General features: G+C 46.4%; 20 protein-coding genes. 9 read left to right on the plus strand and 11 right to left on the minus strand.

From position 1 onward, the window contains the following. Window positions 1-134 precede the first annotated feature (134 nt). Window positions 135-1,004: a glycosyltransferase family 2 protein gene (locus tag MU515_RS04730; RefSeq protein ID WP_260259225.1), complete on the plus strand. Its 870-nt coding sequence runs from the start codon at window positions 135-137 to the stop codon at window positions 1,002-1,004. Window positions 1,005-1,044: 40 nt separating this feature from the next. Here MU515_RS04730 and MU515_RS04735 read toward each other — a convergent pair whose 3' ends face one another. From MU515_RS04735 to MU515_RS04750, 4 genes are all read right to left on the minus strand, one after another. Then, window positions 1,045-1,983 (minus strand): class I SAM-dependent methyltransferase, encoded by a 939-nt coding sequence (locus MU515_RS04735; protein WP_260259606.1) that lies wholly within the window; start codon window positions 1,981-1,983, stop codon window positions 1,045-1,047. An 8-nt stretch (window positions 1,984-1,991) separates the two neighbouring features. After that, the gene (locus MU515_RS04740; RefSeq protein WP_260259226.1) at window positions 1,992-2,687 is read right to left on the minus strand and encodes a TIGR01621 family pseudouridine synthase; all 696 of its coding nucleotides are present in this window, start codon (window positions 2,685-2,687) and stop codon (window positions 1,992-1,994) included. Window positions 2,688-2,817: 130 nt separating this feature from the next. Next, window positions 2,818-4,437 (minus strand): methyl-accepting chemotaxis protein, encoded by a 1,620-nt coding sequence (locus tag MU515_RS04745; protein ID WP_260259227.1) that lies wholly within the window; start codon window positions 4,435-4,437, stop codon window positions 2,818-2,820. A 171-nt stretch (window positions 4,438-4,608) separates the two neighbouring features. Further along, complete coding sequence (locus MU515_RS04750; protein WP_260259228.1) at window positions 4,609-5,952, minus strand: sodium-dependent transporter; 1,344 nt, start codon at window positions 5,950-5,952, stop codon at window positions 4,609-4,611. 389 nt (window positions 5,953-6,341) lie between these two features. Between MU515_RS04750 and cls the strand changes: the two genes are divergently transcribed. Both cls and MU515_RS04760 read left to right on the plus strand, forming a co-directional pair. Next, on the plus strand, window positions 6,342-7,790 hold the full coding sequence (gene cls / locus MU515_RS04755; protein ID WP_260259229.1) for a cardiolipin synthase: 1,449 nt from the start codon (window positions 6,342-6,344) through the stop codon (window positions 7,788-7,790). 110 nt (window positions 7,791-7,900) lie between these two features. Next, window positions 7,901-9,106: a cystathionine beta-lyase gene (locus MU515_RS04760; protein WP_260259230.1), complete on the plus strand. Its 1,206-nt coding sequence runs from the start codon at window positions 7,901-7,903 to the stop codon at window positions 9,104-9,106. Between the two features lie 18 nt (window positions 9,107-9,124). Here the strand turns inward: MU515_RS04760 and MU515_RS04765 are convergent, their stop codons facing one another. The 7 genes from MU515_RS04765 to pspA form a co-directional block, all read right to left on the minus strand. Beyond that, entirely contained in the window at window positions 9,125-9,691 is a 567-nt protein-coding gene (locus MU515_RS04765; RefSeq protein ID WP_260259231.1) for a DNA-3-methyladenine glycosylase I, read from the minus strand. Window positions 9,692-9,700: 9 nt separating this feature from the next. Continuing rightward, the gene (locus tag MU515_RS04770) at window positions 9,701-12,799 is read right to left on the minus strand and encodes an efflux RND transporter permease subunit (protein ID WP_260259232.1); all 3,099 of its coding nucleotides are present in this window, start codon (window positions 12,797-12,799) and stop codon (window positions 9,701-9,703) included. After that, a complete protein-coding gene (locus tag MU515_RS04775) occupies window positions 12,792-13,871 on the minus strand; it encodes an efflux RND transporter periplasmic adaptor subunit (protein WP_260259233.1) in 1,080 nt (359 codons plus the stop codon). The genes MU515_RS04770 and MU515_RS04775 overlap by 8 nt, the downstream gene beginning before the upstream one ends. Before the next feature lies 1 nt (window position 13,872). Next, window positions 13,873-14,904: an efflux RND transporter periplasmic adaptor subunit gene (locus MU515_RS04780; protein WP_260259234.1), complete on the minus strand. Its 1,032-nt coding sequence runs from the start codon at window positions 14,902-14,904 to the stop codon at window positions 13,873-13,875. A 140-nt stretch (window positions 14,905-15,044) separates the two neighbouring features. Continuing rightward, window positions 15,045-15,431: an envelope stress response membrane protein PspC gene (pspC, locus tag MU515_RS04785; protein WP_260259235.1), complete on the minus strand. Its 387-nt coding sequence runs from the start codon at window positions 15,429-15,431 to the stop codon at window positions 15,045-15,047. Next, entirely contained in the window at window positions 15,424-15,657 is a 234-nt protein-coding gene (pspB, locus tag MU515_RS04790; RefSeq protein ID WP_260259236.1) for an envelope stress response membrane protein PspB, read from the minus strand. Before pspB ends, pspC begins: the two co-directional genes overlap by 8 nt. A 79-nt stretch (window positions 15,658-15,736) precedes the next feature. Then, complete coding sequence (gene pspA / locus MU515_RS04795) at window positions 15,737-16,405, minus strand: phage shock protein PspA (RefSeq protein WP_260259237.1); 669 nt, start codon at window positions 16,403-16,405, stop codon at window positions 15,737-15,739. 185 nt (window positions 16,406-16,590) lie between these two features. Here pspA and pspF point away from each other — a divergent pair, with 185 nt between their 5' ends. The 6 genes from pspF to MU515_RS04825 all read left to right on the plus strand — a co-directional run bounded on the left by pspF (window position 16,591) and on the right by MU515_RS04825 (window position 22,978). Continuing rightward, the gene (gene pspF / locus MU515_RS04800) at window positions 16,591-17,583 is read left to right on the plus strand and encodes a phage shock protein operon transcriptional activator (RefSeq protein WP_260259238.1); all 993 of its coding nucleotides are present in this window, start codon (window positions 16,591-16,593) and stop codon (window positions 17,581-17,583) included. A gap of 152 nt (window positions 17,584-17,735) precedes the next feature. Next, complete coding sequence (locus MU515_RS04805; protein ID WP_260259239.1) at window positions 17,736-19,355, plus strand: ABC transporter substrate-binding protein; 1,620 nt, start codon at window positions 17,736-17,738, stop codon at window positions 19,353-19,355. Continuing rightward, window positions 19,356-20,318: an ABC transporter permease gene (locus MU515_RS04810; RefSeq protein WP_260259240.1), complete on the plus strand. Its 963-nt coding sequence runs from the start codon at window positions 19,356-19,358 to the stop codon at window positions 20,316-20,318. Next, on the plus strand, window positions 20,305-21,192 hold the full coding sequence (sapC, locus tag MU515_RS04815) for a putrescine export ABC transporter permease SapC (protein WP_260259241.1): 888 nt from the start codon (window positions 20,305-20,307) through the stop codon (window positions 21,190-21,192). The genes MU515_RS04810 and sapC overlap by 14 nt, the downstream gene beginning before the upstream one ends. Continuing rightward, window positions 21,192-22,187, plus strand: coding sequence for a peptide ABC transporter ATP-binding protein (locus MU515_RS04820; RefSeq protein ID WP_260259242.1), 996 nt, complete (start codon window positions 21,192-21,194; stop codon window positions 22,185-22,187). Before sapC ends, MU515_RS04820 begins: the two co-directional genes overlap by 1 nt. Continuing rightward, complete coding sequence (locus tag MU515_RS04825) at window positions 22,184-22,978, plus strand: peptide ABC transporter ATP-binding protein (RefSeq protein WP_260259243.1); 795 nt, start codon at window positions 22,184-22,186, stop codon at window positions 22,976-22,978. The genes MU515_RS04820 and MU515_RS04825 overlap by 4 nt, the downstream gene beginning before the upstream one ends.

The raw sequence follows: 22,978 nt of genomic DNA on the forward strand, positions 1-22,978 counted from the left end.
CAGGTATAGTACAGAGGTTTATTTTCAAGCGAACCATTGGGAACATGCGCTGATTAGTATCAGAAGAGAAGTCACTAAACGGCTTTAAACCACATCTTCTTTTAAAACGTCAGTGTAAATAAAATGGATTGCCCGTGATTAGTAAAATTATCTCCCATATATCAAAACGCATCGCAATTGAATCAAAAGTAAAAGAACAAGTCTTAATCGATCGCTACACCCATTCTTGCTTAGAGTCGGAAACCTCACTGATCAACCCCGACTCTACGCATAACATTATGATCAGTTTGACCAGTTATTCTTCACGAGTAAGCTTGGTCTACCTCACTATCGAATCGCTCGGTGCGCAAACCATCAAACCCAACAGCATTGTGCTTTGGTTAGATGAAAATGAATTTACCATGGAGACGCTACCGGGTACGCTTAAACGCCAAGTGGAACGAGGGCTAACAGTCAAATTCACTCCGAATACAGGTTCGTATAAAAAGCTATTCCCTGCCATCGACTCTGCGCCAGATATGCACATTATTACCGTGGATGATGACATTCTTTACCCATACGATTTGGTTGAACGTCTCTACAAACAACATCAGAAAAAGCCTGAAGCAATCATTGGCTGTCGAGCTCACCAGATTCAACGAGGGAAAAACCAAGAACCGCTGCCCTACTCCAATTGGAAGTTTGAAGTTGACCAGCCCAATACAGGCGATACCTTTATCACCTCCGGTGGCGGTACCTTTTTCCCAGCGAATGAACAGCGTAAATCAATCAAAGATACCGACCTTGCGCTCCGTCTTTGCCCCAACGCCGATGATGTTTGGATCAATTGCATTGCCAAATCGGTTGGAATTGAGATAAACAAAGTCCCCCTGAATACCCATTATCGAAGAAAGTTCTTGTTTCTATCCAATGACTCAGAAGAGCTCAAGCACGCCAATGTCGAAGGCGGTTTGAACGACAAATACCTGAACATAATGAGACAGCAACTCGGCTCGCACCTCTAAATACAAAAAAGCCCCTTTCGGGGCTTTTTAGTTGTCTTGATTAAGCTTTTTTAAACACCAAACATTTCAGTGCAGCTTGTTCATCGGTATCAGGAAACTCTGGTGGGTTATCTAAGCGCTCTACATATTGAAGAGTTGGCGCCTCTTCTTTCATACCATCAATCAAAAAGTCGCAATTTACCACTGGCGAATTCACACACGCTAATACCTGACCACCGTCAGCCAGCAAATCTGGTAGGCGACGCAAGATCTTTTGGTAATCTTTAGTTAAGGCAAAGCTACCTTTTTGGAATGACGGTGGATCAATAATAATCAAATCGTACTGACCCGCTTTTTTAATCTTCCCCCAAGACTTAAAAATATCATGAGCAAAGAAACGGACTTGATTGATGTTATGACCGTTAAGTTTGTGGTTCTCTCGACCTTTTGAAAGCGACGATTTCGCCATATCCACGTTAACAACGCTGTCTGCACCACCAGCAATAGCTGCAACTGAGAAACCGCAGGTATAAGCGAACAAATTCAGCACGTTGGCCTGATGGGCGTTTTGCTTTACCCAATCTCGGCCTAAGCGCATATCTAAGAACAAACCAAAGTTTTGGTTACGACCGATATCGAGCTGAAACTTAAGCCCAGATTCAATTACCACAGGTCTAGAGTCTAACTCACCCACTAACACTTCAGAGGGCGCACCATCGGTGTAACGGTGCTGTAGCACAATGGAACGGCCTTGCTTTCGTTGCCACAGCGCGCTGGTGCTTAAATCCATAAGCCCAGTTTTTAGTGTATCTAAGAACGGTTCTGAAACCGCTTTGAACAGATTGACGATCAATTGGCCTTGCAACCAATCACAAGTGAGTTGTTCTAGCCCTGACCAGTGACGACCACGGCCATGAAAAAGACGGCGAACTTCATCTGGAGCTTCAGCTAACTGCTCATTAAGGTGTTCAAAAAACACCGGCAGTTGGTCTATCTGCATAGACTCGATTATTTGTTGATTTTCGGCCATGTTAGGCTCCATGGTTCCAGCCATTGGTCAATACCTTCGCTTGTGGTTGGTTGATGCCATTTACTGCCCAGCGCTTGATGGTCACGCGGGTCACAGATAATTTCGAATGTATCCTCTAAGTATGGAAACTTAAGCGCAAATGCATGTAAGTAGCCACGGTCAGATTGAGAGGATGGATTGTAAATAGGGTCACCCACAATAGCAGAACCCACTGATTTTATCGCCACGCGAATTTGATGGGTTTTCCCCGTATGAGGTTTACACAGAAAAAGTCTCTCCCCCGGCTCAGCCGCGAGTGAAAAAAACTGCGTCACAGCCGGATTATCTTGGCTGTTGAGTAACTTCCATGCGGAGCGCCTTGAACGTTCCATATCCCCAGAAATCAATCCCTGTTTTTTCTTTGGCTTTTTGCTGCCGATGGCCAAATAGAACTTCTCTACCTGTCTGTTGGCAAAAGCTTGAGATAACACGCTTGCAGCTTGCGCATTACGCGCCAGTAGCAAAATACCAGAGGTCATTTTATCTAAGCGATGTACTAGGTATAGCTGAGTATCACCCAGATGGTTAGCCACCTCTTGCACCAACATGGTGTCACCATCATCTTTATGCACCGACACATTAGGATGCTTGTTGATCACAACAAATTGAGGATGGGTAAAAAGAATATCAAACATGAAGCCACTCCACTTTGGGTGCAAGAGTATATACCTAAAGCAAAATGAGCCAAACCCCAGTCAGGAGTTTGGCTCATTCAATTTAATATAAACCTGCTGTTTGATTACTATATCAGCAAATTAAGCAAGGTTACGCTAAGCGGAACTTACCAACTAAAGCTTCAAGCTCAGAAACGCGGTCGTTAAGGCCAGCAACGCTACTAGAACTACTGTTAGCTAGCTCAAGCGAGCGAGCAGAAATATCACTGATTGAAGTAATGTCAGCGGCAATTTCTTTAGTTACTGCGGTTTGCTCTTCCGCTGCGGTTGCAATGGAACTGATCATACGCTGAACATCAGATGCGCCCGATACAATCTCTTCCAAAGCGCTAACCGCGCCTGTGCTTTGGCTTACGCCAATTTCAACCAATCGGCAGTTGTCATCGGTAAAGGTAACCGCTTCTTGTGTACCCATTTGAATCGCTTGAATGATGCCAGAAACTTCTTGTGTCGCTTTTGTAGTTCGCTCTGCAAGCGCACGAACTTCATCAGCTACAACCGCGAAACCGCGACCAAACTCACCCGCACGCGCCGCTTCAATCGCCGCATTAAGCGCCAATAGATTGGTCTGTTCTGCGATATCTTCGATAACTTTAATTACACTACCAATCTTCTCGCCATGAGTACCCAATTCATTCATCTGTGAAGACATGTCTGACATTTGTTGGCTAACCTGTTGAATGCTTGCAACCATCTCCACGATAACGTTGCGACCTTCTTCCGCCGATTGCTCAGAACGCTTCGACTCTTCATAAGTTGCAGAGCCTTGCTGTGCCACCTCGGAAATGGTCAGGCTTAACTCTTCAGCAGCGGTGGCAATTAAGCTTGCTTTATCTGCTTGCGAAGAAGCGCCCTTCACAATATCACCACTCACAGAAGAGAGTTCGCCTGTCACTTGCTTCACTTCTGACGCCACTGACGAGATTGAACCAATCAGCGTTACCAAAGAGCCTTGCATGCGGTTGATTGAACGCGCTAGGTTTGCCAGTTCATCACCGGATTTGTCATTAATCTCTTCGGTTGAAAGGTCGCCATCTGCCACTTTTTGCGCCACTTCGTCTAGCTTGGTTAAACGCGTCGTGATCGAGTTAGACAAAATGTAGGCAATGACACAAGTCAGCGCTACCGCAATAGAAGAAAGTACAAGAATGGTGTATTCAATTTTGGTAAACGAATCACTTAGGTCAACAAGCGCCTCTTGCGAGCTCACTTCGCCAGAAGAGGTCGCTTCATCCAAAATAGTTTCAATCGGTACTAAGTTTTCTTCATAGCTGCGGCGAAGAAGAGGGATAACCGCTGCTAGAGTGAAATTGCGACTTTCTAAAAGTGGCACGATTTGGCTTTCAAAGTCTGAAGTAAAGGCATTCATCAAGCCTTCAACTTTCTCTACTTGCTGATAATCGCTGCCACCTTTGGTTTCAAGCGTTTTAAGCAGTGCTACGTCATCTGCAAACTCTTGCTTGTTTGCATAATAATCGTCTAAAGCGCCTTTTACGCCAGTCACTGCGCCAGTCGCATCACGGTATACGTCACCAGCGTTATCGATCATGGTTAGATAACCGACTAACTCAGGCACATCATCTGTTCGAATCTCATCAGCTACGGCGTGCGATGAATAAACTTCATTCCAGATGATAGCGACCATGATCATAAGAATCGCCAAAATACTTCCAAAGCCGGCGTACAACTTCTTTCTTACTGATAAATTCACTTGTGCTTACCTTCTAAATTGTAATTGTTGTTATTTGAATGGGGACTTATGCTCGCCCAAATTTTTATGGACCAGTGTTATGTTATCGTCACAGATTTCACGAACTTTATACGCAATTGCATCAATATAAAAAAAGCCTCTAAAATTAGAGGCTTTTTGCGAGAGACTTCACTAAACAATCGAGAAGATGAACACGGCTAAGATAGCGACAGGACAAACAATACGTACATACCAAGGCCAAATCTTCCAGAACAACCCTTGCTCAATTTCTGGGTTACCTTCTTTTAGCTCATTCAGTAGCTTGTTACGGTTCCAAATCCAACCAACTACGATAGCCCATACCACACCTAGTAATGGCTGCATGTACACCGTTGAGATATCAGCAATAAGACCGAACAGCGAACCAAAGTTTAGTGAGATAATGATACTTAGGATAAGAATCGCACCACCAATAACCCAAGTGGCTTTAGTACGGTCCATCTTAAGTTCGTCTTGAGCACACGAAACGGGTACTTCTAGCAACGAAATTGAAGACGTAAGCGCCGCGATAACCATTAGGACGAAGAAGCCCGTACCAACAATCGCACCCGCACTGCCCATGGTATCGAACATTGCAGGTAGCACTGCGAACACTAGGTCGCCAGAGCTCATTAGCTCACCCGCTTTATTAAAGATTTCTACACCGTTGTTTTTCGCTACGAACATCGCAGGAAGAATCAAAAGACCAGCACTGAATGCAACACCGGTGTCAATCGCTGCTACTTGCGCCGCTGTTTTAGGAATGTTCACATCTTTCTTTAGGTATGAGCCGTACACCATCATTGAGCCAACACCCAGTGATAGAGAGAAGAAAGCTTGGCCCATTGCATCAACCATCAAGCTTGGCGTCATATGTGAAACGTCAGGGACAAGGTACATTTTTAGACCTTCCATCGCACCATCTTGAGTAAAGATGTAGATGATCATGACACCAAACAGTACGAACAGCATCGGCATTAGGCGAGTCGACCATTTTTCAATACCGTCAGCGACACCTTTTTGCACAACGTAAATTGTAAGAAGAGAGAACAGCGCAGCTAATACGACATTACGAGCACCACTGAAATTAGTAAGCCAATCTGCCGCAGATTGCAGCCCAACAAACTCAAGCGTTGGTGCGGCAGAGAAACCCATCAACCAACCCGCAAGAATTGAGTAGAAGCTTAAAATCATCGACGCCGCGATCATCGCGATCAGGCCAAACAGCCCTGCCGCCATGCGATTTTTCGTCCATACAGAACGTAGCGAGGCAATTGGGTTTGATTGACCGTGTCGACCAATCGTCAGCTCAGCAACTAGCATAGGGAATGCAAGCAAAAAGACCATCGCTAAGTAGATGACCAAAAATGCTGCGCCACCGTTACTGGCCGCTTTGGTTGGGAAACCCCATACGTTACCTAATCCGACTGCTGAACCAGCCGCTGCCATAATAAAGCCCAATTTCGATGAGAAATGGCCTCTTGAGTTACTCGCCATAGTGTTATTACCAATGTTGTGTTTGCAGGTAGGCGTCTAAATTGTGGGTGTAAATTAAAATTTACACATTTAAAAAATAATAGTGACGCTCGATTTGTAGCAAGTAAAACAGTTTGAGATTAAAATTGAAACCCCAAGAGTTCTATTTTCTATCCAAAACCCTTATCGCATCGGTTAAATGCTGCTTTTTTAAGCAAAGAAAACGATTTCTATCGCATTTTACATTCACATAACATAAATCCTCTTTTGCAATCGATTGCTCAATGTCTCTCATCCCTAAGCTTTAAAATTGATGAATAGCTCAAGCTTTTACTGTGAAGATTGCGAGAAACAGCTTACTATTTAACAATCACTTACCGACAACCGTCACCCCACTTTTAGGCTGAGATATGGAACAGTTTTACCACTTTGTCACTATTGCTAGCATTGTGCTGTACTGGATTCTCGTTGCGGGTGTCACCTTGCGGGTCGTATTGAAGCGTCGTGCGGTCAGCGTCTCACTCGCTTGGCTGATGGTTATCTATATCATTCCTATTGTTGGTGTCGGCTGTTACTTCCTATTTGGCGAGTTAAATCTTGGCCGTAAACGAGCCGAGCGCGCAAAAGAAATGCTGGCGCCTTTTGCTGAATGGTTCTCTAGCCTTAATGATTGTGCCGCCCACTCACCAGAAAAGTTCGGTCGCCACATCTATCGTATTGATGAGCTATGTAACAACCGACTGGGATTACCGGCGCTAAGTGGCAACGAACTCTCTTTACAAAAATCGCCTGAGGCAATCATGCGCTCGGTGATCGATGATATTGACCATGCCCAACATTCCATCCGCATGGTTTTCTACATTTGGCACCCTGGTGGCATGGCCGATGAAGTGGGTAACGCCCTTATCCGTGCAGCCGAGCGCGGCGTTGAAATCAAACTCCTGCTTGATTCTGCAGGTAGCCCACGCTTTTTCCGCAGCCCTTGGGTTGGCAAGATGAAAGCAGCTGGCATTAAAGTGGTACAAGCCTTAGCAGTAAGCCCATGGCGTATTTTCTTACGTCGGCTTGATCTAAGGCAGCACCGAAAGATCATCGTGATAGATGAAACTATCGGTTATACCGGTTCAATGAACATGGTCGATCCTGCCTACTTCAAGCAAGATTCAGGAGTTGGTCAATGGATTGATATTATGGTCAGAATTACTGGCCCAACGGTCAACGTTCTCTCAGCAGTACACAGTTGGGACTGGGAAGTCGAAACGGGCGAACGTGCTTTTCCTCCTACCCCGCAGTGTCAGGTGCAAGCCTCTGAGCATCCGGTACAAGTCGTACCATCAGGCCCCGGCATGCCAGAGTATTTAATTTATCAAGTACTGACACTCGCTATAAACCAAGCCAATCAATCGGTGCGCATTACTACCCCGTATTTTGTGCCGAGTGCCGATTTGCTGGAAACATTAAAGATGACCGCACAGCGCGGTATTAAGGTTGAGCTGATCATCCCACACAAAAATGATTCACTGATGGTTCAATGGGCATCGCGTGCCTTTTACAGTGAACTGCTTGAAGCTGGGGTGAAAATCTATGAGTTTTATGGTGGCTTACTGCACACAAAATCTGTCGTGATTGATGAGCAGTTCTGCTTAGTGGGTACGGTCAATATGGATATGCGCAGCTTATGGCTCAACTTTGAACTTACTTTAGCCATTGATGACCAAGCCTTTACCCAGCAAATGTATGAATTGCAAAAAAGCTACATGGAGCAGTCACACGTTGTCGATATGACACAGTGGCGTCAACGCACCTTATATTCTCGTTTCCTTGAGAGAGTGTTCTACCTGTTTAACCCACTGCTGTAGCCAAATAATTTGTTTTACATTTTATCCAGCGGCAAGCCGTTCATTTCCTTGCTATTCATGATGCAGCGTGGTTTAAATAGAGCAACTCGAAACAGAGACAAGGAATTCTTATGTCAGAAGGTAAGCAGACCAAGTACGTAACCGCTGGTCGTGACAAAAAATGGACCAATGGTGTGGTTAACCCTCCCGTTCAAAGAGCGTCAACCGTCGTATTTGATACCGTGGCAGAAAAACATCACGCCACCGTTAACCGTGCTGGTAAAACCCTCTTCTATGGTCGCCGCGGCACCAATACCCACTTCGCCTTTCAAGACGCAATGGTAGAGATTGAAGGCGGCGCAGGCTGTGCCCTTTATCCATGTGGTACAGCAGCGATCTCTAATGCCATCTTATCTTTTGTTGAATCAGGCGATCACATTTTGATGGTGGATACCTGTTACGAACCGACCCGTGATTTTTGCGACAAAATCATGAAGAAGATGGGCGTAGAGACCACCTATTACGACCCAATGATTGGCGCTGGCATCGAAAAACTGATTCAGCCAAATACCAAAGTGCTATTCCTCGAATCACCAGGCTCAATCACAATGGAAGTACAAGATGTACCGGCCATGGCGAGTATTGCTCATCAGCACGATATTGTTGTGATGCTCGATAACACTTGGGGCGCGGGCGTTAACTTCTCACCGTTCGAGTTTGGCGTTGACATCTCTATTCAAGCGGCGACCAAATACATTATCGGCCACTCGGACGTGATGCTAGGTACAGCGGTTGCCAACGAAAAATGTTGGGATCAATTACGCGAGCAAAGCTACCTAATGGGCCAATGTGTCTCTCCAGACGACGCTTATCTCGGATTACGTGGTATTCGCACTTTGGATGTGCGCTTACGTCAACATGCGCAAAGCAGCTTAAAAGTAGCGCAGTGGTTGCAATCTCGACCAGAGGTGGACCATGTTCGCCACCCGGCGCTCGATACCTGCCCCGGCCATGAGTTTTTCGAACGTGACTTTAGTGGCGGCAATGGCCTGTTTTCATTTGTATTGAAAACCAGTTACCCTCGCGCAACGACTGTACTGCTCGATGGTATGAAACACTTTAGTATGGGTTACTCGTGGGGCGGATTTGAAAGCCTCATTCTGGCCAATGAACCGAAAAGTTTTAACTCATTGCGCACCGTTGCCAACCCTAACTTTTCTGGAACGCTCATCCGCGTCCATATTGGCTTAGAAGATGTGGATGACTTAATTGCCGATTTAGAAGCGGGCTTTGAACGCTACAATGCGCTGATATTAGAAAAAGCAGCCACAAGCTAACAGACAAAAAAACAGGGGCTATTTAGCCCCTGACTTTTTTGGACAATCATCAAGATGATCATCGACCATCCCGACCGCCTGCATAAAGGCATAGCAAATCGTTTCGCCGACAAACTTAAAGCCCCGCTTTTTTAGAAACTTACTCAGCGCCTTTGAGGTTTCAGTTGACGCTGGCACTTGAGACATCTCTTGCCAGTGATTGATGATTGGCTCGCCGCCGACTTGTGACCAAAGCGCGTTAGACAAACTGCCATACTCCTCAATCAATGCCAACGCTGCTTGGGCATTGGTAAACACCGAGGCAATCTTGCCGCGATGCTTAACCACATCAAACTGAGCGATAATTTGCTCTACACGCTCCTCACCATGTTGGCTCAATACATGTAAGTCATAATCTTCAAACGCCGCCCGATACCCTTCACGCTTTTTCAGGATGGTTATCCAACTTAGCCCTGCTTGCGCCCCTTCAAGGGTGATGAACTCAAACAGCGTTTTATCATCATAAACCGGGACACCCCATTCACTATCGTGGTATTCCTTTTCTAGTGGGTGATTGAGCGCCCATGCGCATGTTTGTGTTGTCATATTACCCTGTTACTTTCGCACGTCTAATCGATGGAACATACGATACAACACTGGCACAACGATTAATGTCAGCACGGTCGCAAAGCCCAAACCAAACATAATCGTCACCGCCATCGGTTTAAAGAAGATGTCCGGAAGCAAAGGAACCATACCTAAAATGGTCGTCACCGCTGCCATGCAAACCGGTCGAACACGACTCACCGCGGCATCGACGACTGCGACGTAAGGGTCCTTACCTGATTTCATCTCAATCTCAATTTGGTCAAGCAGTACAATACCGTTTTTAAGTAGCATACCGGATAAACTCAAGAAACCGAGTAAGGCCATAAAACCGAAAGGCGTATTAAGCGCAAGTAACCCCGTCGTTACACCAATTAAGGCCAAAGGCACCGTCAACCAGACAATTAATGGCTCTTTCACCGAGTTAAACAAGAACACGGTAATAAGGAACATAAACAGATAACCTAGAGGCATGGTCGTAAACAAAGAAGCTTGCGCCTCACCAGACGATTCATACTCCCCGCCCCATTCAAGGGAGTATCCAGCAGGTAACTCAATGGCCTCAATTTTAGTTTGTAGCCGCTTCTGTAAGGTTGCAGCGGTTTCCTCGCCAAGCAGGTCTGGATCGGCCATGATGGTGAGCATACGTTTACGGTTTTTGCGCACAATAATTGGGTCTTCCCAACGCGTATCGTAGCCTAGCGTCACCTGTTGCAGCGGAATGTATTCACTCAGCGCTGGGCTCCAGATTTTCATCCCTTCAATGTTGCGAATATCGACCCGTTCATCTTCTGGCAAACGAGCCACAATCGGCATTAGGGTCGTACCATCTCGGTACACACCCACTGAAGTACCTGAGAACGACATGGCTAGGAAATCATCGACATCCGATTTAGTGATACCGTAACGGCGGGCTTGGCTTTCATTAAACTGTGGTTCAAGCACCTTGGTACGTTCTCGCCAATCGTGGCGAATATTCGTCGCGCCGGGATCTGCATGCATGATCTCTTCAACTTGCGCGGCAACAGAGCGAAGCACTGTCGGATCAGAGCCTATGATTCGCGCTTCAATTTTCGCCCCGCCACCCGGGCCAAGTTCGATTTGTTTCAGCTTGTAGTTGATCTCCGGCATGCTCGCTTCGACATAAACCCGAAAACGCGTCATGAGATCGGCTAATATTTCATAGCTCTCCACACGGGTCGTAATTTCGCCATAGGCGGCATAACTTTTCTCCGGAGCATATGTCAGCATGAAGCGTTGTAAGCCTTTACCGGCCGTGGTGGTCACATGCTCAACGCCCTCTTGTGACGCAATCCAAGCTTGCAGCGCTTTAAGCTTAGTATTGGTCGCGCGTATATCCGTACCTTCAGGCAGCCAAACATCCACTTGGAACATTGGCGTTGTTGATGACGGGAAGAAAGATTGTTTTACATGGGTAAAGCCGTAAATGCTGGCAAACAAGCCAACCACACATACTATGACCGTCAGCCACGCTCGCTTCATACAAAGCTGTAAGAAGTTCTTATACACAACGAAAATCACCCCGTTGTATGGGTCACTGTCCGCATCTTGCTGCGGCTGCTTTTGTCCTTTGAAAAACAGATCAGCAAAGAAAGGCGTCAGCGAAATCGCGGTAAACCAACTGAGCATCAACGAAATCAGCAACACAGTAAACAGAGTGCCACAGTATTCACCGGTTGCGTCTTGAGAGAGCCCAATTGGCGCAAACGCAGTGACAGCAATTACCGTTGCGCCAAGCAAAGGCCATTTTGTCTGCGTCACGATATCCGTCGCGGCTTGCATCCTCGTTCGGCCTTTTTGCGTACCAATCAATATCCCTTCGACTACCACAATGGCATTATCCACCAGCATACCGAGTGCTATCACTAGCGCGCCAAGTGAAATACGTTGCAAATCAATTTGGTAGTACTTCATGAATATGAAAGTGCCCAGCACGGTGAGCAGCAAAATAAGGCCAATCAGTAAGCCTGAGCGCAGCCCCATGAAGAACAGCAGCACAATAATAACAATCGCAACCGCCTGCCCAAGGCTGACTACAAAACCACTGACCGACTTGTCTACTTCTTTCGGTTGGCTGTAAATTTCAGATATTTCTATCCCGACAGGTTGCTGGTATTTTAGCTCCGCAAGGCGGTGGTCAAAACGCGTCCCAACATCAACAACATTGACCCCTTGTGCGAACGAAACCCCAACGTTAAGCGCTAAACGACCATTAAAGGTGATGATGTTGCTTGGAACTTCAACATAACCGCGTTCGATGCTGGCGACATCACGCAGGTAAATCAAACCCTGAGCACCGCTTTCGGTAATGATCAGATCGCCTAATTGCTCGACGTTTTGAAACTCACCGGTTGGATGAATCCGAATGTACTCATCCCCGATTCGCACCGCGCCCGCCGAGGAAACCACATTCTGCGTAGAAAGCAAATCAAACACGGTTGTGGGTGAAAGCCCTAAACTACTCAACCGTTTCATGGAAATTTCGATGAACACTTGCTCTTGCTGCTGTCCTGTGACCGACACTTTGCTTACGCCATCGACCAACTCCAGCTCACGGCGTAAATAATCAACATAATCGAGCAGCTCTTTGTAGGAGTACCCTTCACCGGTAACCGCCAGCAAAATCCCGTAGACGTCACCAAAATCATCAATCACTTGCGGGTCGTTCACTCCGGGCGGGAATGTGCCTTTCAAATCGTTGACTTTACGGCGTAGCTCATCCCAGATTTGCGGTAAATCATCAGGGCCATAATTGTTTTTCATTGAGACACTGATTTGCGATAAACCACGGCTAGAAATGGAATTGACTTCATCCACATAGGTTAATTGCTGAATCGCTTTTTCTAGTGGATAAGTCACTTCCTCTTCGACTTGCTGCGGCGTAGCGCCCGGGTATGAAGTCACCACCATGGCGTCTTTAATGGTAAACGCAGGGTCTTCTAAACGACCCAAACCAAAGAAAGAGGCAACACCACCAATCAAAAAGATTAGCGCGATCATCCAGCTAATCACCCGATTGCGAATAAAATACGCCGCAATACCGGTTTGGCTATCGTCTGGATTATTCTGCTCTACTTGATTACTCATTAGCCGCCTCCTGTGCTAGAGCAACGCGCATCCCATCACGCAACCGGCTGATACCCGCGGTCACTATCTGCTGCCCTTGTTCTAATCCCGACAAAACTTGAATACTATTTTGGCTCGCCGCCCCTACCACTATCTGGGTTTTGCTCACGGTATTATCTGGGTTCAATACCCATACAAACTTATTCGCTCGGTCAATATCATCGCCATCAGCGTTAAACATGGCTTCGATAGGAATCATCACCCCTTGCTTGAGGTTTAACCCTACCTGCTCACTTTTCGACGTCACTTCTACCGCCATGCCATCAAGAATGTATTCGTTCTCCGGCATAGGAAGTGACAGAGTCACATTAAACGTACCGGTGCTTGGGTCTGGCTCAGTGGTGAACTCTTTGATGGTGGCGTGGTATTCATTACCGCTTGGTACTTTGACCACTGCATCTATCTTCGCCAACTTATCTTGTTCGGGCTGATTAACGTAAATTCTATCTGGCAATTGAATCAATATTTCCACGCTATCGAGGCTATGGATATTCACCACTTGTTGGCCTACCTGCACATTCTCAAATTGATCGACCGATACGCGTGAAATAATGCCATCAACCGGCGCTTTAATTTGCGTGAAAGACAAGCGCAGCTTAGCGAGTTGCAACTCCGCATAAGCGATTTGACGTTCAGCCGCGATCTCATCAAATTGTGATTTGGCCAACAGCCCTTTTTTAACTAGTGGGCTTGAGCGGTTGTACTGACTGTTGATAACGCTGTAGCGGGCTGAAGCGTTATCCACTTCCAGTTGGTAGTCTGTCGGATCAAGTTGAGCAATCACCGTCCCTTGGGTCACTTTATCCCCCTCTTTGACGAACACTCGGCTGACTTCACCCGCAACCCGAAAACTTAAATGAGATTTTTCTGCCGCATGCGCCACCGCAGGAAAATACAAATTATCATTTTTTTGATTAGAAGATAGTGTCACCACTTTGACTTTAGGGTCGCCAAAATTCACATATTGCGGCTCACCACCACAAGCCGACAAAAGCACTGCGGCTGCGAGTAAAAACCAAACTCTTGATTTCATATTACAGCCCTCTCTCTTTAATCCATTCACGCACTTTGATGCCCGCCGTAATGCCGCTGACACCGGAAATCACAATTTGATCGCCATCGGCTAACCCTGTGACCACTTGTCGTTTTTCATTCAGGTCAACCGCAGCTTTTTCTACAATGCCTTCAGAGCTAACGCGCCACACACACGTTTTGCCATTCTCTTCAAACAGCGCCGAAACAGGGATACTGGTCGCCGTCGAAGACGCTGCAATCACCGTTACTGCACCCGACATTCCCGGTAATATGCCGACGTTTTCCGGCCGCTCCATCACCATAGTGACCTTATAAGAGCCGGTTTTTGGGTCGGCTTCGGTATCAATTTCTTGAAAGGTCAATGAGTATCGATTGGCAGGAAAAGCATCAAACGTCATGTACGCTTCGCTATCCACTCCTTCTGTAAAACGGGTCAATAGATGGTCAGGGAGTTGGAACGACACTTTCATTAAACGATTAGTCTGAATATTCATCACCCCTTGCTTGGCGGCGATGTATTCATAGTTTTCGGCAGGAATTAAAGAGATGGTGCCATCATAAGGCGCAACAAGCTTGGTATAACGCAGATTGGCTTTGGCTTGATCCAATGTGGCTTTAGCGGAATTTCGATTCGCTTTAGCTTGGTCAAAATCTTGCTCTGACACCACTTTATCGCGACGCAGCTTTTTAGAGCGTTGGTACTGAACGTCAGCTAAGCGGAACTGGGCCTGCGCCTGATCGGCCAGCAATTGGTACTCATCAGGGTTAAGGGTTGCCAACACCTCGCCCTTTTTCACCATTTGCCCTGCAACCACGTCGATGGTTTGCATTTGTCCGGGCACTCGATACGCCAACACTGCGCGCTCTCCGGCCTCTGTTGTGGCAGGAAACTGGCGTTGAAACTGAGAATTACCGACGGAAACAGAGAATAATTTAGCAGGACGAGAATCGGGTTCAGGAACTGGAGGAAGCTCCTCGCTACACCCTATCAGGGTGAGAGTGGCAAAAAAGAGCAGAAGAGTTGTGCGCATAATTGGTCATCCCTATCGCTTGAGAGCAAAAGCCTCTTTCAAACATAGTTGACCGTTAAATAGTCCGCCACACGTGGTATTGATATAGTTGTGAGAAATGAACAAGTTGAGAGATGCAAATGCATCTCTCAAAAGAAGGGTTACAGCTTGCTGAACTCGCGGTTCACTTTAAAGGTATCTGACGTTACATAAGCTTCGATATCGCGCACCTTTCCTTCAAGGCTCGCCATGTCTCGCTCTAGTGTATCCAATAGACGTTCTGGCGATTGCCCTGCCTGCCAAGGCTTATTTTTTAACTTATGTTCTTGTTGAGATTTAATACTTTCAACATAATTCGCTGGCTGTTTTTCCAACATAAACGACAGAGCGATATAAGCCAATAGCACTAAAAAGTTACCACCTAACAAGAAGGCTGAAATAACTAAAATACGTACTAGCCATACTTCCATTCCGAAGTAGTGGGCTACACCGGCACAGACACCGGATAATTTGCCGTTGGCCGTATCACGATACAATTCTTTACTCATAACGACGCCTCCAGTTTGGAGACTCCGAATCCAAAATTCGCTCTAGCGTATCAACGCGATCACGCATCGATTCAGCTTGCTTAGAGAGCTTCTCTAGACGTTGGTAGTCTTCCTGTGAGAGACCGCTGCTTGAAGTTTTCTTGCTACGGTAATGCAAAATCAACCAAATAGGCGCTACAAAAATCATAAAAACGATCAGTGGTAACGCAATCCAAAACCATGACATAAACAACTCCTAAAATCCGCTCGAATGGCTCTTATGACAGAAACCCGATAAACGTGGGTTTCTGCCGCAGCAAAATAATTTATTTCTTTTCTTCCATTTGCTGTTTCAATTTCGCTAGCTCTTGCTCAATTTCGTCCTGAGCTTGCAGCTCTGCGAACTCTTGGTCTAGAGACTTACCTTGACCTGTTTTTGCATAGAGATCCGCTTCCGCTTCTAGCTCATCAATTTTACGTGAATATTGATCAAACTTCGCCATTGCTTCATGAGTTCGTGCTGTATGTAGCTGTTTTTGAACGTCACGACGATTTGTTGCGGTTTGAGTACGAATTACAATCGCTTGCTGCTTGGCGCGAGTTTCAGTGATTTTGCTTTCCAGCTTGCCAATTTCACCAGTCAACTTGTCAATGGTCTCTTCAACCAAAGTTTGCTCTGTGTGGAGGCCTTTCAACACATCTTGCAGCTTCTGTTTTTCAATTAAAGCTGCACGTGCTAAATCTTCACGCTGTTTGCTTAATGCGAGCGTTGCTTTTTCAGCCCAATCGCTAACCTGCTCGTCAATAGCTTCAACCTTACGTGCCAATTCTTTTTTGTCGGCAATCGCCTTCGCTGAGTTAGTACGCACCTCAACTAACGTGTCTTCCATTTCTTGAATGATTAAGCGGATCATTTTTTCAGGATCTTCCGCTTTATCGAGTAGAGCACTAATGTTTGAGTTCACAATGTCTGCAAATCGAGAAAAAATACCCATGGGTGACTCCTTTACTTGGTAATAACTGAACGAAGATAATCAATCTGCTTGATACATTACAAGTTGCATGCCAAGTTTTAATCCCAATAAAAACAGCGCTTTAGTCATAACTCCTTATCAATCAGCTTGCCTTTATGATGAATTTGACCAACTATAGGTAAAATTTACCAACTGAGATAATCGCAATGCAGCAAAACCTAATCGGCGAGTCCCCAGCCTTTCTGGCGGTATTGGATAAAGTGTCCACCTTGGCCGCGATCGAACGCCCAGTGCTGATTATTGGCGAGCGTGGTACGGGTAAAGAGCTGATTGCGCAGCGCTTGCACTACTTATCCAAACGTTGGGACCAACCTCTTATCTCGCTTAACTGTTCAACCTTAAGCGAAGGCTTGATCGACTCTGAACTTTTTGGTCATGAGTCCGGCGCTTTTACTGGCTCTAAAGGACGTCATAAAGGCCGTTTCGAACGAGCAGAAAATGGCACACTATTCCTTGATGAGCTTGCCACCGCACCGTTATTGGTACAAGAAAAGCTACTTCGAGTGATTGAATACGGGCAATATGAACGTGTCGGCGGCCACCAGTTAATGAATGCCAATGTTCGTTTGATATGTGCCACCAATGCAGATTTACCGCAAATGGCGCAAAGCGGAGATTTTAGAGCAGACTTGCTCGATCGCTTAGCCTTTGACGTGGTTCACTTGCCACCACTTAGAGAAAGACTGGAAGACATTCCGTTACTGGCAGAATACTACGCTATTAAAATGTGTCGAGAGTTAGGCTTTGAGTACTTTGTGGGCTTTAGCCATGCAGCAATGGGGCAACTATTAGAATACCCGTGGCCGGGTAACGTGCGCGAACTTAAAAACGTGGTTGAGCGCGCTGTATACCAACACGGTGTGCAAGATTACCCAATTGATCATCTTATCTTTGACCCATTTCAGCGTGAATCCGCAAGCACCAGTGAAAGCGAACAGACAACGCAGCAATTGGCCAGTGTAGAGTTTAGTTTCCCACTCGATTACAAAGCATGGCAAGAAGAACAAGACCAAGCATTACTAACCGCAGCGCTAAAACAAAGTAAATTTAATCAGCGCAAAGCGGCAGAGTTACTCGGCCTAAGTTATCATCAGTTAAGGGGAATGGTGCGAAAATATGAACTCACTCGCGAGAGTTAACGAGATTTCGCAGCAATCCACAGGCCTGAACAAATGAGTACCGCTAAAAGGTTTAAAATTAATAATTAGGTTTGCAAAAACAATTAGTAGTCACACACTGGAGGGATGAGGCATAATGGTGAGTTCCGCTGTGCTTCGATTCCCATATTCTTATGAAAGCATTCACACAACTGACGTTAAGTTTTTTTGCGGTTAGCCTACTGGCTGGCTGTGGCGAAAAAATTAACCACAATAAAGTGCGCCAATCTGGATTTGTCTTTTGTGGACAAGCAGGGCCAACTACGTTCAATCCACAGCTTGTGGATAGTGGCATCACGTCAGAAACTCTCAGTTCTCAACTGTTTGATACTATACTCACACTTGATGGTGAAACCTTCCAGCCCGTGGCGAATATCGCTGAAAGCTGGCAAGTAAACGATGAAGGTACAGAGTATACCTTTAAGTTAAAACGAGACGTCTCTTTTCAAACCACTGACTGGTTTACGCCATCACGTCACCTCACCGCTGACGATGTCGTATTCAGTTTCCGCCGAATCATCGACTCTTCGCATCCATTCCACTACGTTGGAAGCGGCTTATATCCTTGGTTCAGTGGCATCGATTTTCAGAACTTATTGACCAACATTGAGGCCATCGATAAGCACACGGTAAAATTCACGCTTGCTCGACCTGATAACACTTTCTTATCGAACATTTCGACCAGCCACGCGGTAATTTTGTCTAAAGAGTATGGCAACCAACTGCAAGTATCTGACGAAAAATCAATGCTAGACAGCCACCCTGTTGGTACCGGTCCATTCTATCTTGATGATTATCAGATCAACGATTTGGTGCGTTTGAAGCGCCATGATGGCTACTGGGCAGGTCGCGCTAAAATGGAACAAGTGGTGTTTGATATTTCGCACCGTGGTACAGGTACACTGGCGAAGCTTCTCCGTAATGAATGTGACGTATTAAGCTCACCACTCTCTAGCCAAATTCCAACCATTGAAGCTCATGACGGTATCGAGCTGACCGCAAAACCAGCGATGAATATTTCCTTTATTGCGGTCAACACCTCGCATCCAGCCCTGAATGATCCTCGGGTACGTAAAGCGCTTAACTACGCCATAAACCGCCAGAACATCCTCGATTCGGTTTATTATGGAACAGGCAGTCAGGCGTATTCGGTATTGCCGCCAAATTCATGGGCCTACAACGGCGACAACATTCAAGTTCGCTACGATCGTAACTACGCAATCGCTCTGCTGCGCGAAGCAGGCTATAGCAAAGGTTTAGAGCTTAATATGTCAGTACCTCTTGAACCGCGCTCTTACAACCCTAGCCCGCGCAAAACCGCTGAGCTTATCCAAGCGAACTTCGCCGATATTGGCATTACGCTCAATTTAATGACTGATGATCGTTTCAATCGCAATGACCTAGCAAGCGACAGCAACATCGATCTCTACCTAACTGGCTGGATAGCGGACACTGGCGACCCAGATAACTTCTTACGCCCACTGCTATCTTGTGATTCAGAACGTGCCGGATTAAATGTATCTAGCTGGTGTAATCCTGATTTCGATTTCTTGCTTGATTTGGCATTGGAAGTGGATAAGCCGCGCTATCGACTCAATCTCTATAAGCAAGCCCAGAATATTTTGAACCAAGAGTTTCCTGTCATTCCGCTCAACCATGGCATGCAATTCCAAGCGCATGATAAATCGTTGACCGGTTTTAAAGTGAGTCCATTTAATGCTCAACCGTTTGATTTAGTGGAAAGGGTGCAATAAATGCTGTTGTATACGATTCGTCGCCTCAACCTTTTCATTATCACTTTGCTGATCTTAACTGTGGTCGGTTACAGCTTGCTGCGTCTTGATCCAACCTCCCCTTGGTTACTGCAAGATTACTGGCAAGGTTGGTCTAATTACCTTGGTGAGCTTATGCAGCTCAACTTTGGGGTGAATAAGCACGGTGTGCCTATCATCGATGAGTTGAAGTCCGTCTTCCCTGCCACGCTAGAGCTGTGTTTAATCGCATTTGTTTTATCACTGTTGATTGGTATTCCAATCGGCACCGTTGCGGGCATGAAGCAAGGTAAATGGCTAGATACCATCATCTCTTTCACTTCCATGTCGGGTTACTCTGCGCCGCTGTTTTGGGTCGCGCTGTTGATGATCATGGTGTTCTCGCTGCACTACCAAGTGTTCCCTGTGGCTGGTCGCTATGACTTACTGTATCAAATCGACCACATTACTGGCTTTGCCATTATTGATGCGTTTTTTGCCAAAGGTGAATACCGCGCTCACGCACTACAAAGCGTGATTGACCATCTGATTTTGCCTTGTTTGGTTTTGGCGCTTGCCCCGACTACTCAGGTTATTGGCTTGATGCGCGCTTCGGTTTCAGAAGTCATGAGCAAGAACTATATTCGCGCGGCACGAATCAAAGGTTTAGCCACACATGAGATCGTTACCGAGCACGTTTTGCGTAATGCGATTCCGCCTATCATCCCTAAGATCGGCGTGCAGTTATCGAGTATGCTTACATTAGCGATAGTGACCGAGTCCATCTTCAACTGGCCGGGTATTGGCCGTTGGTTACTCGATGCTCTGTCTAACCAAGATTACGTTGCCATTCAAGCGGGTGTCATCGTGGTCGCAACCCTAGTGTTAACGGCGAATATTTTGTCTGATTTGATTGGTGCGATGGTCAATCCGTTAGTAAGGAAAGAGTGGTATGCTAACCGATAGCGTTTATCAAGAAGAGCGTATCCCAACGCAATTCGAGCGTTTTTGGCGCAGTTATCGCGCTAACAGCCTCGCTATGTTTGGCTTATGGTGCTTTGTACTCATTGTTCTGATCACATTGATTGCACCATGGCTTGCCCCGCACGACCCTCAGGCTCAAACCGGTGAACTTTTACTGCCTCCATCATGGAACCCCGCAGGTACGGTTGAGTACTTCTTAGGTACCGATGATTTAGGCCGTGATATTTTGTCTCGTCTGATTGTTGGCTCTCAGCTTACCTTTGGTGCGGCGGTTATCATCACAGTAATTGCAGCGGCTATTGGCTGTTTGATTGGCATCCTAGCGGGTATGACCAAAGGGCTTCTATCGAGTATTTTGAACCACCTACTCGATACCGTTATGTCGATCCCTTCTTTGCTACTTGCGATTATTTTCGTGGCCTTCCTCGGCTTTGGGGAATTCAACGTATTATTGGCAATCTGCTTAGCGCTTATTCCGCGCTTTATTCGCTCAGTCTACATTGCCGTGCACACCGAAGTTGAAAAAGACTACGTACTCGCTGCGCGTTTAGATGGCGCGAATGATTTCTACCTGCTCTGGAACTCTATCCTGCCTAACATCTTAGTGGTGTTCGCATCTGAGTTTACCCTTGCGCTCTCTATCGCGATTTTAGATATCACCGCTTTAGGATTTTTAGGCCTTGGCGCACAAGCACCAAGTGCTGAATGGGGCGCAATTTTGGGCGACTCGGTAGAGCTCATTTACCTAGCACCTTGGACGGTAACCCTGCCGGGGCTAGCCATTATGTGTACAGTTATCGTGGTCAACTTAGTGGGTGAAGGCGTGCGCCGAGCTCTCAATGCGGGGATCGAATAATGCCATTACTAGATATTCGACACTTAACCATTGAGATTGAAACTCCGCAAGGTATGGTCAAAGCGGTAGACCGTATGAGTCTTACCTTAAACGAAGGTGAGATTCGTGGCCTAGTGGGTGAATCTGGCTCAGGAAAAAGCTTAGTCGCAAAGGCGATTGTCGGTGTTTGTAAAGACAACTGGCGGGTCACCGCTGACCGTATGCGCCTTGGCAATATCGACCTACTGCAACTGACACCACGTGAAAGACGTCGTGTGATCGCGCGTGATATCGCGATGATCTTCCAAGAACCTTCAACCTGTTTGGACCCATCAGACGAAGTAGGCAAACAGCTGATTGAGGCGATTCCTTCGCGTTCATTTGAAGGCCGTTGGTGGCAACGTTTTCAATGGCGTAAAAAGCAGGCCATTGCCCTACTGCACAAAGTCGGGATTAAAAACCACAAACAGATCATGAGTAGCTACCCGTATGAGCTAACTGATGGTGAGTGCCAAAAAATCATGATTGCGATGGCGATTGCAGCAAAACCAAAATTGCTGATTGCTGATGAGCCAACCAATGACTTAGACCCAATCACTCAGTCTCAGATTTTGCGTCTACTCAGCCGCATGAATCAGTTGCACAACACCAGCATTATGTTGATTGGTCATGACTTGACCACTATTACCCAATGGGCGACCCGTATTACAGTAATGTATTGCGGCCAATCGGTAGAGTCAGCCGATACCGACAAGATCTTAGCCAAGCCTAAGCACCCTTATACGGTTGCGCTACTAAAAGCGATGCCTGATTTTTCTGAGTGGATTCCCCATAAAGAAAAACTTCAATCACTACCGGGGACCATCCCTCCTTTGCAGCACTTGCCTATCGGCTGTCGTCTTGGGCCACGTTGCCCTTATGCGCAAAGGCAGTGTGTGGAAATCCCAATGGCAAAACGCGTGAAAAATCATAAATATGCATGTCACTTCCCTCTCAATACGGAGAAAAAAGCATGACCAGCAGTAATGCTTTACTCGAAGTGACCAACTTATCCAAATCGTTTGTCACTCGCTCAGGCATCTTCCGTCGTAAAGAGCAACATGCGGTTAAACCGGTAAGCTTCACGTTAGAAGCAGGCCAAACTATTGGTTTTATCGGCCAAAACGGTTCAGGTAAATCAACACTGGCTCGTATGCTGGCGGGCATGGTTGAGCCTAGTTCGGGTGAGATTCGAGTCAATGGTGACCTGTTAGAACACAAAGATTACTCGACCCGCTGTAAGCTGATTCGAATGATCTTCCAAGACCCGAATACCTCACTAAACCCGAGAATTCAGATCGGTCGAATTTTAGAAGGCCCACTGAAGCGAAACACCAACATGCCACCAGAAGCTCGCATGCGTCGTGTGAAAGACACATTGCTGCGGGTTGGCTTGCTGCCAGAACATGCGTATTTCTACCCGCAAATGTTAGCGACAGGCCAAAAGCAGCGCGTATGTCTCGCTCGCGCGCTGATTCTGCAACCCTCTATCATAGTGGCTGATGAGGCGTTAAACGGCTTAGACATGGCAATGCGCTCGCAGATCATCAACTTGTTCCTAGAGCTGCAAGAAGAGATGGGCGTTTCTTTTGTTTACGTGTCTCAGCACATCGGCGTGGTGAAGCACATCACTGATAAAGTAATGGTAATGCATGAGGGCAACGTAGTTGAAGCTGGTGATACCCAGAGTATTTTGACCTGTCCAGAGCACCCTATTACTCAACGCTTGATAGAAAGTCATTTCAACAAAGCGCCATGCTTTAAGTAA

This window comes from Vibrio intestinalis, assembly GCF_025195085.2.
Classification (GTDB): Bacteria; Pseudomonadota; Gammaproteobacteria; order Enterobacterales; family Vibrionaceae; genus Vibrio; species Vibrio intestinalis.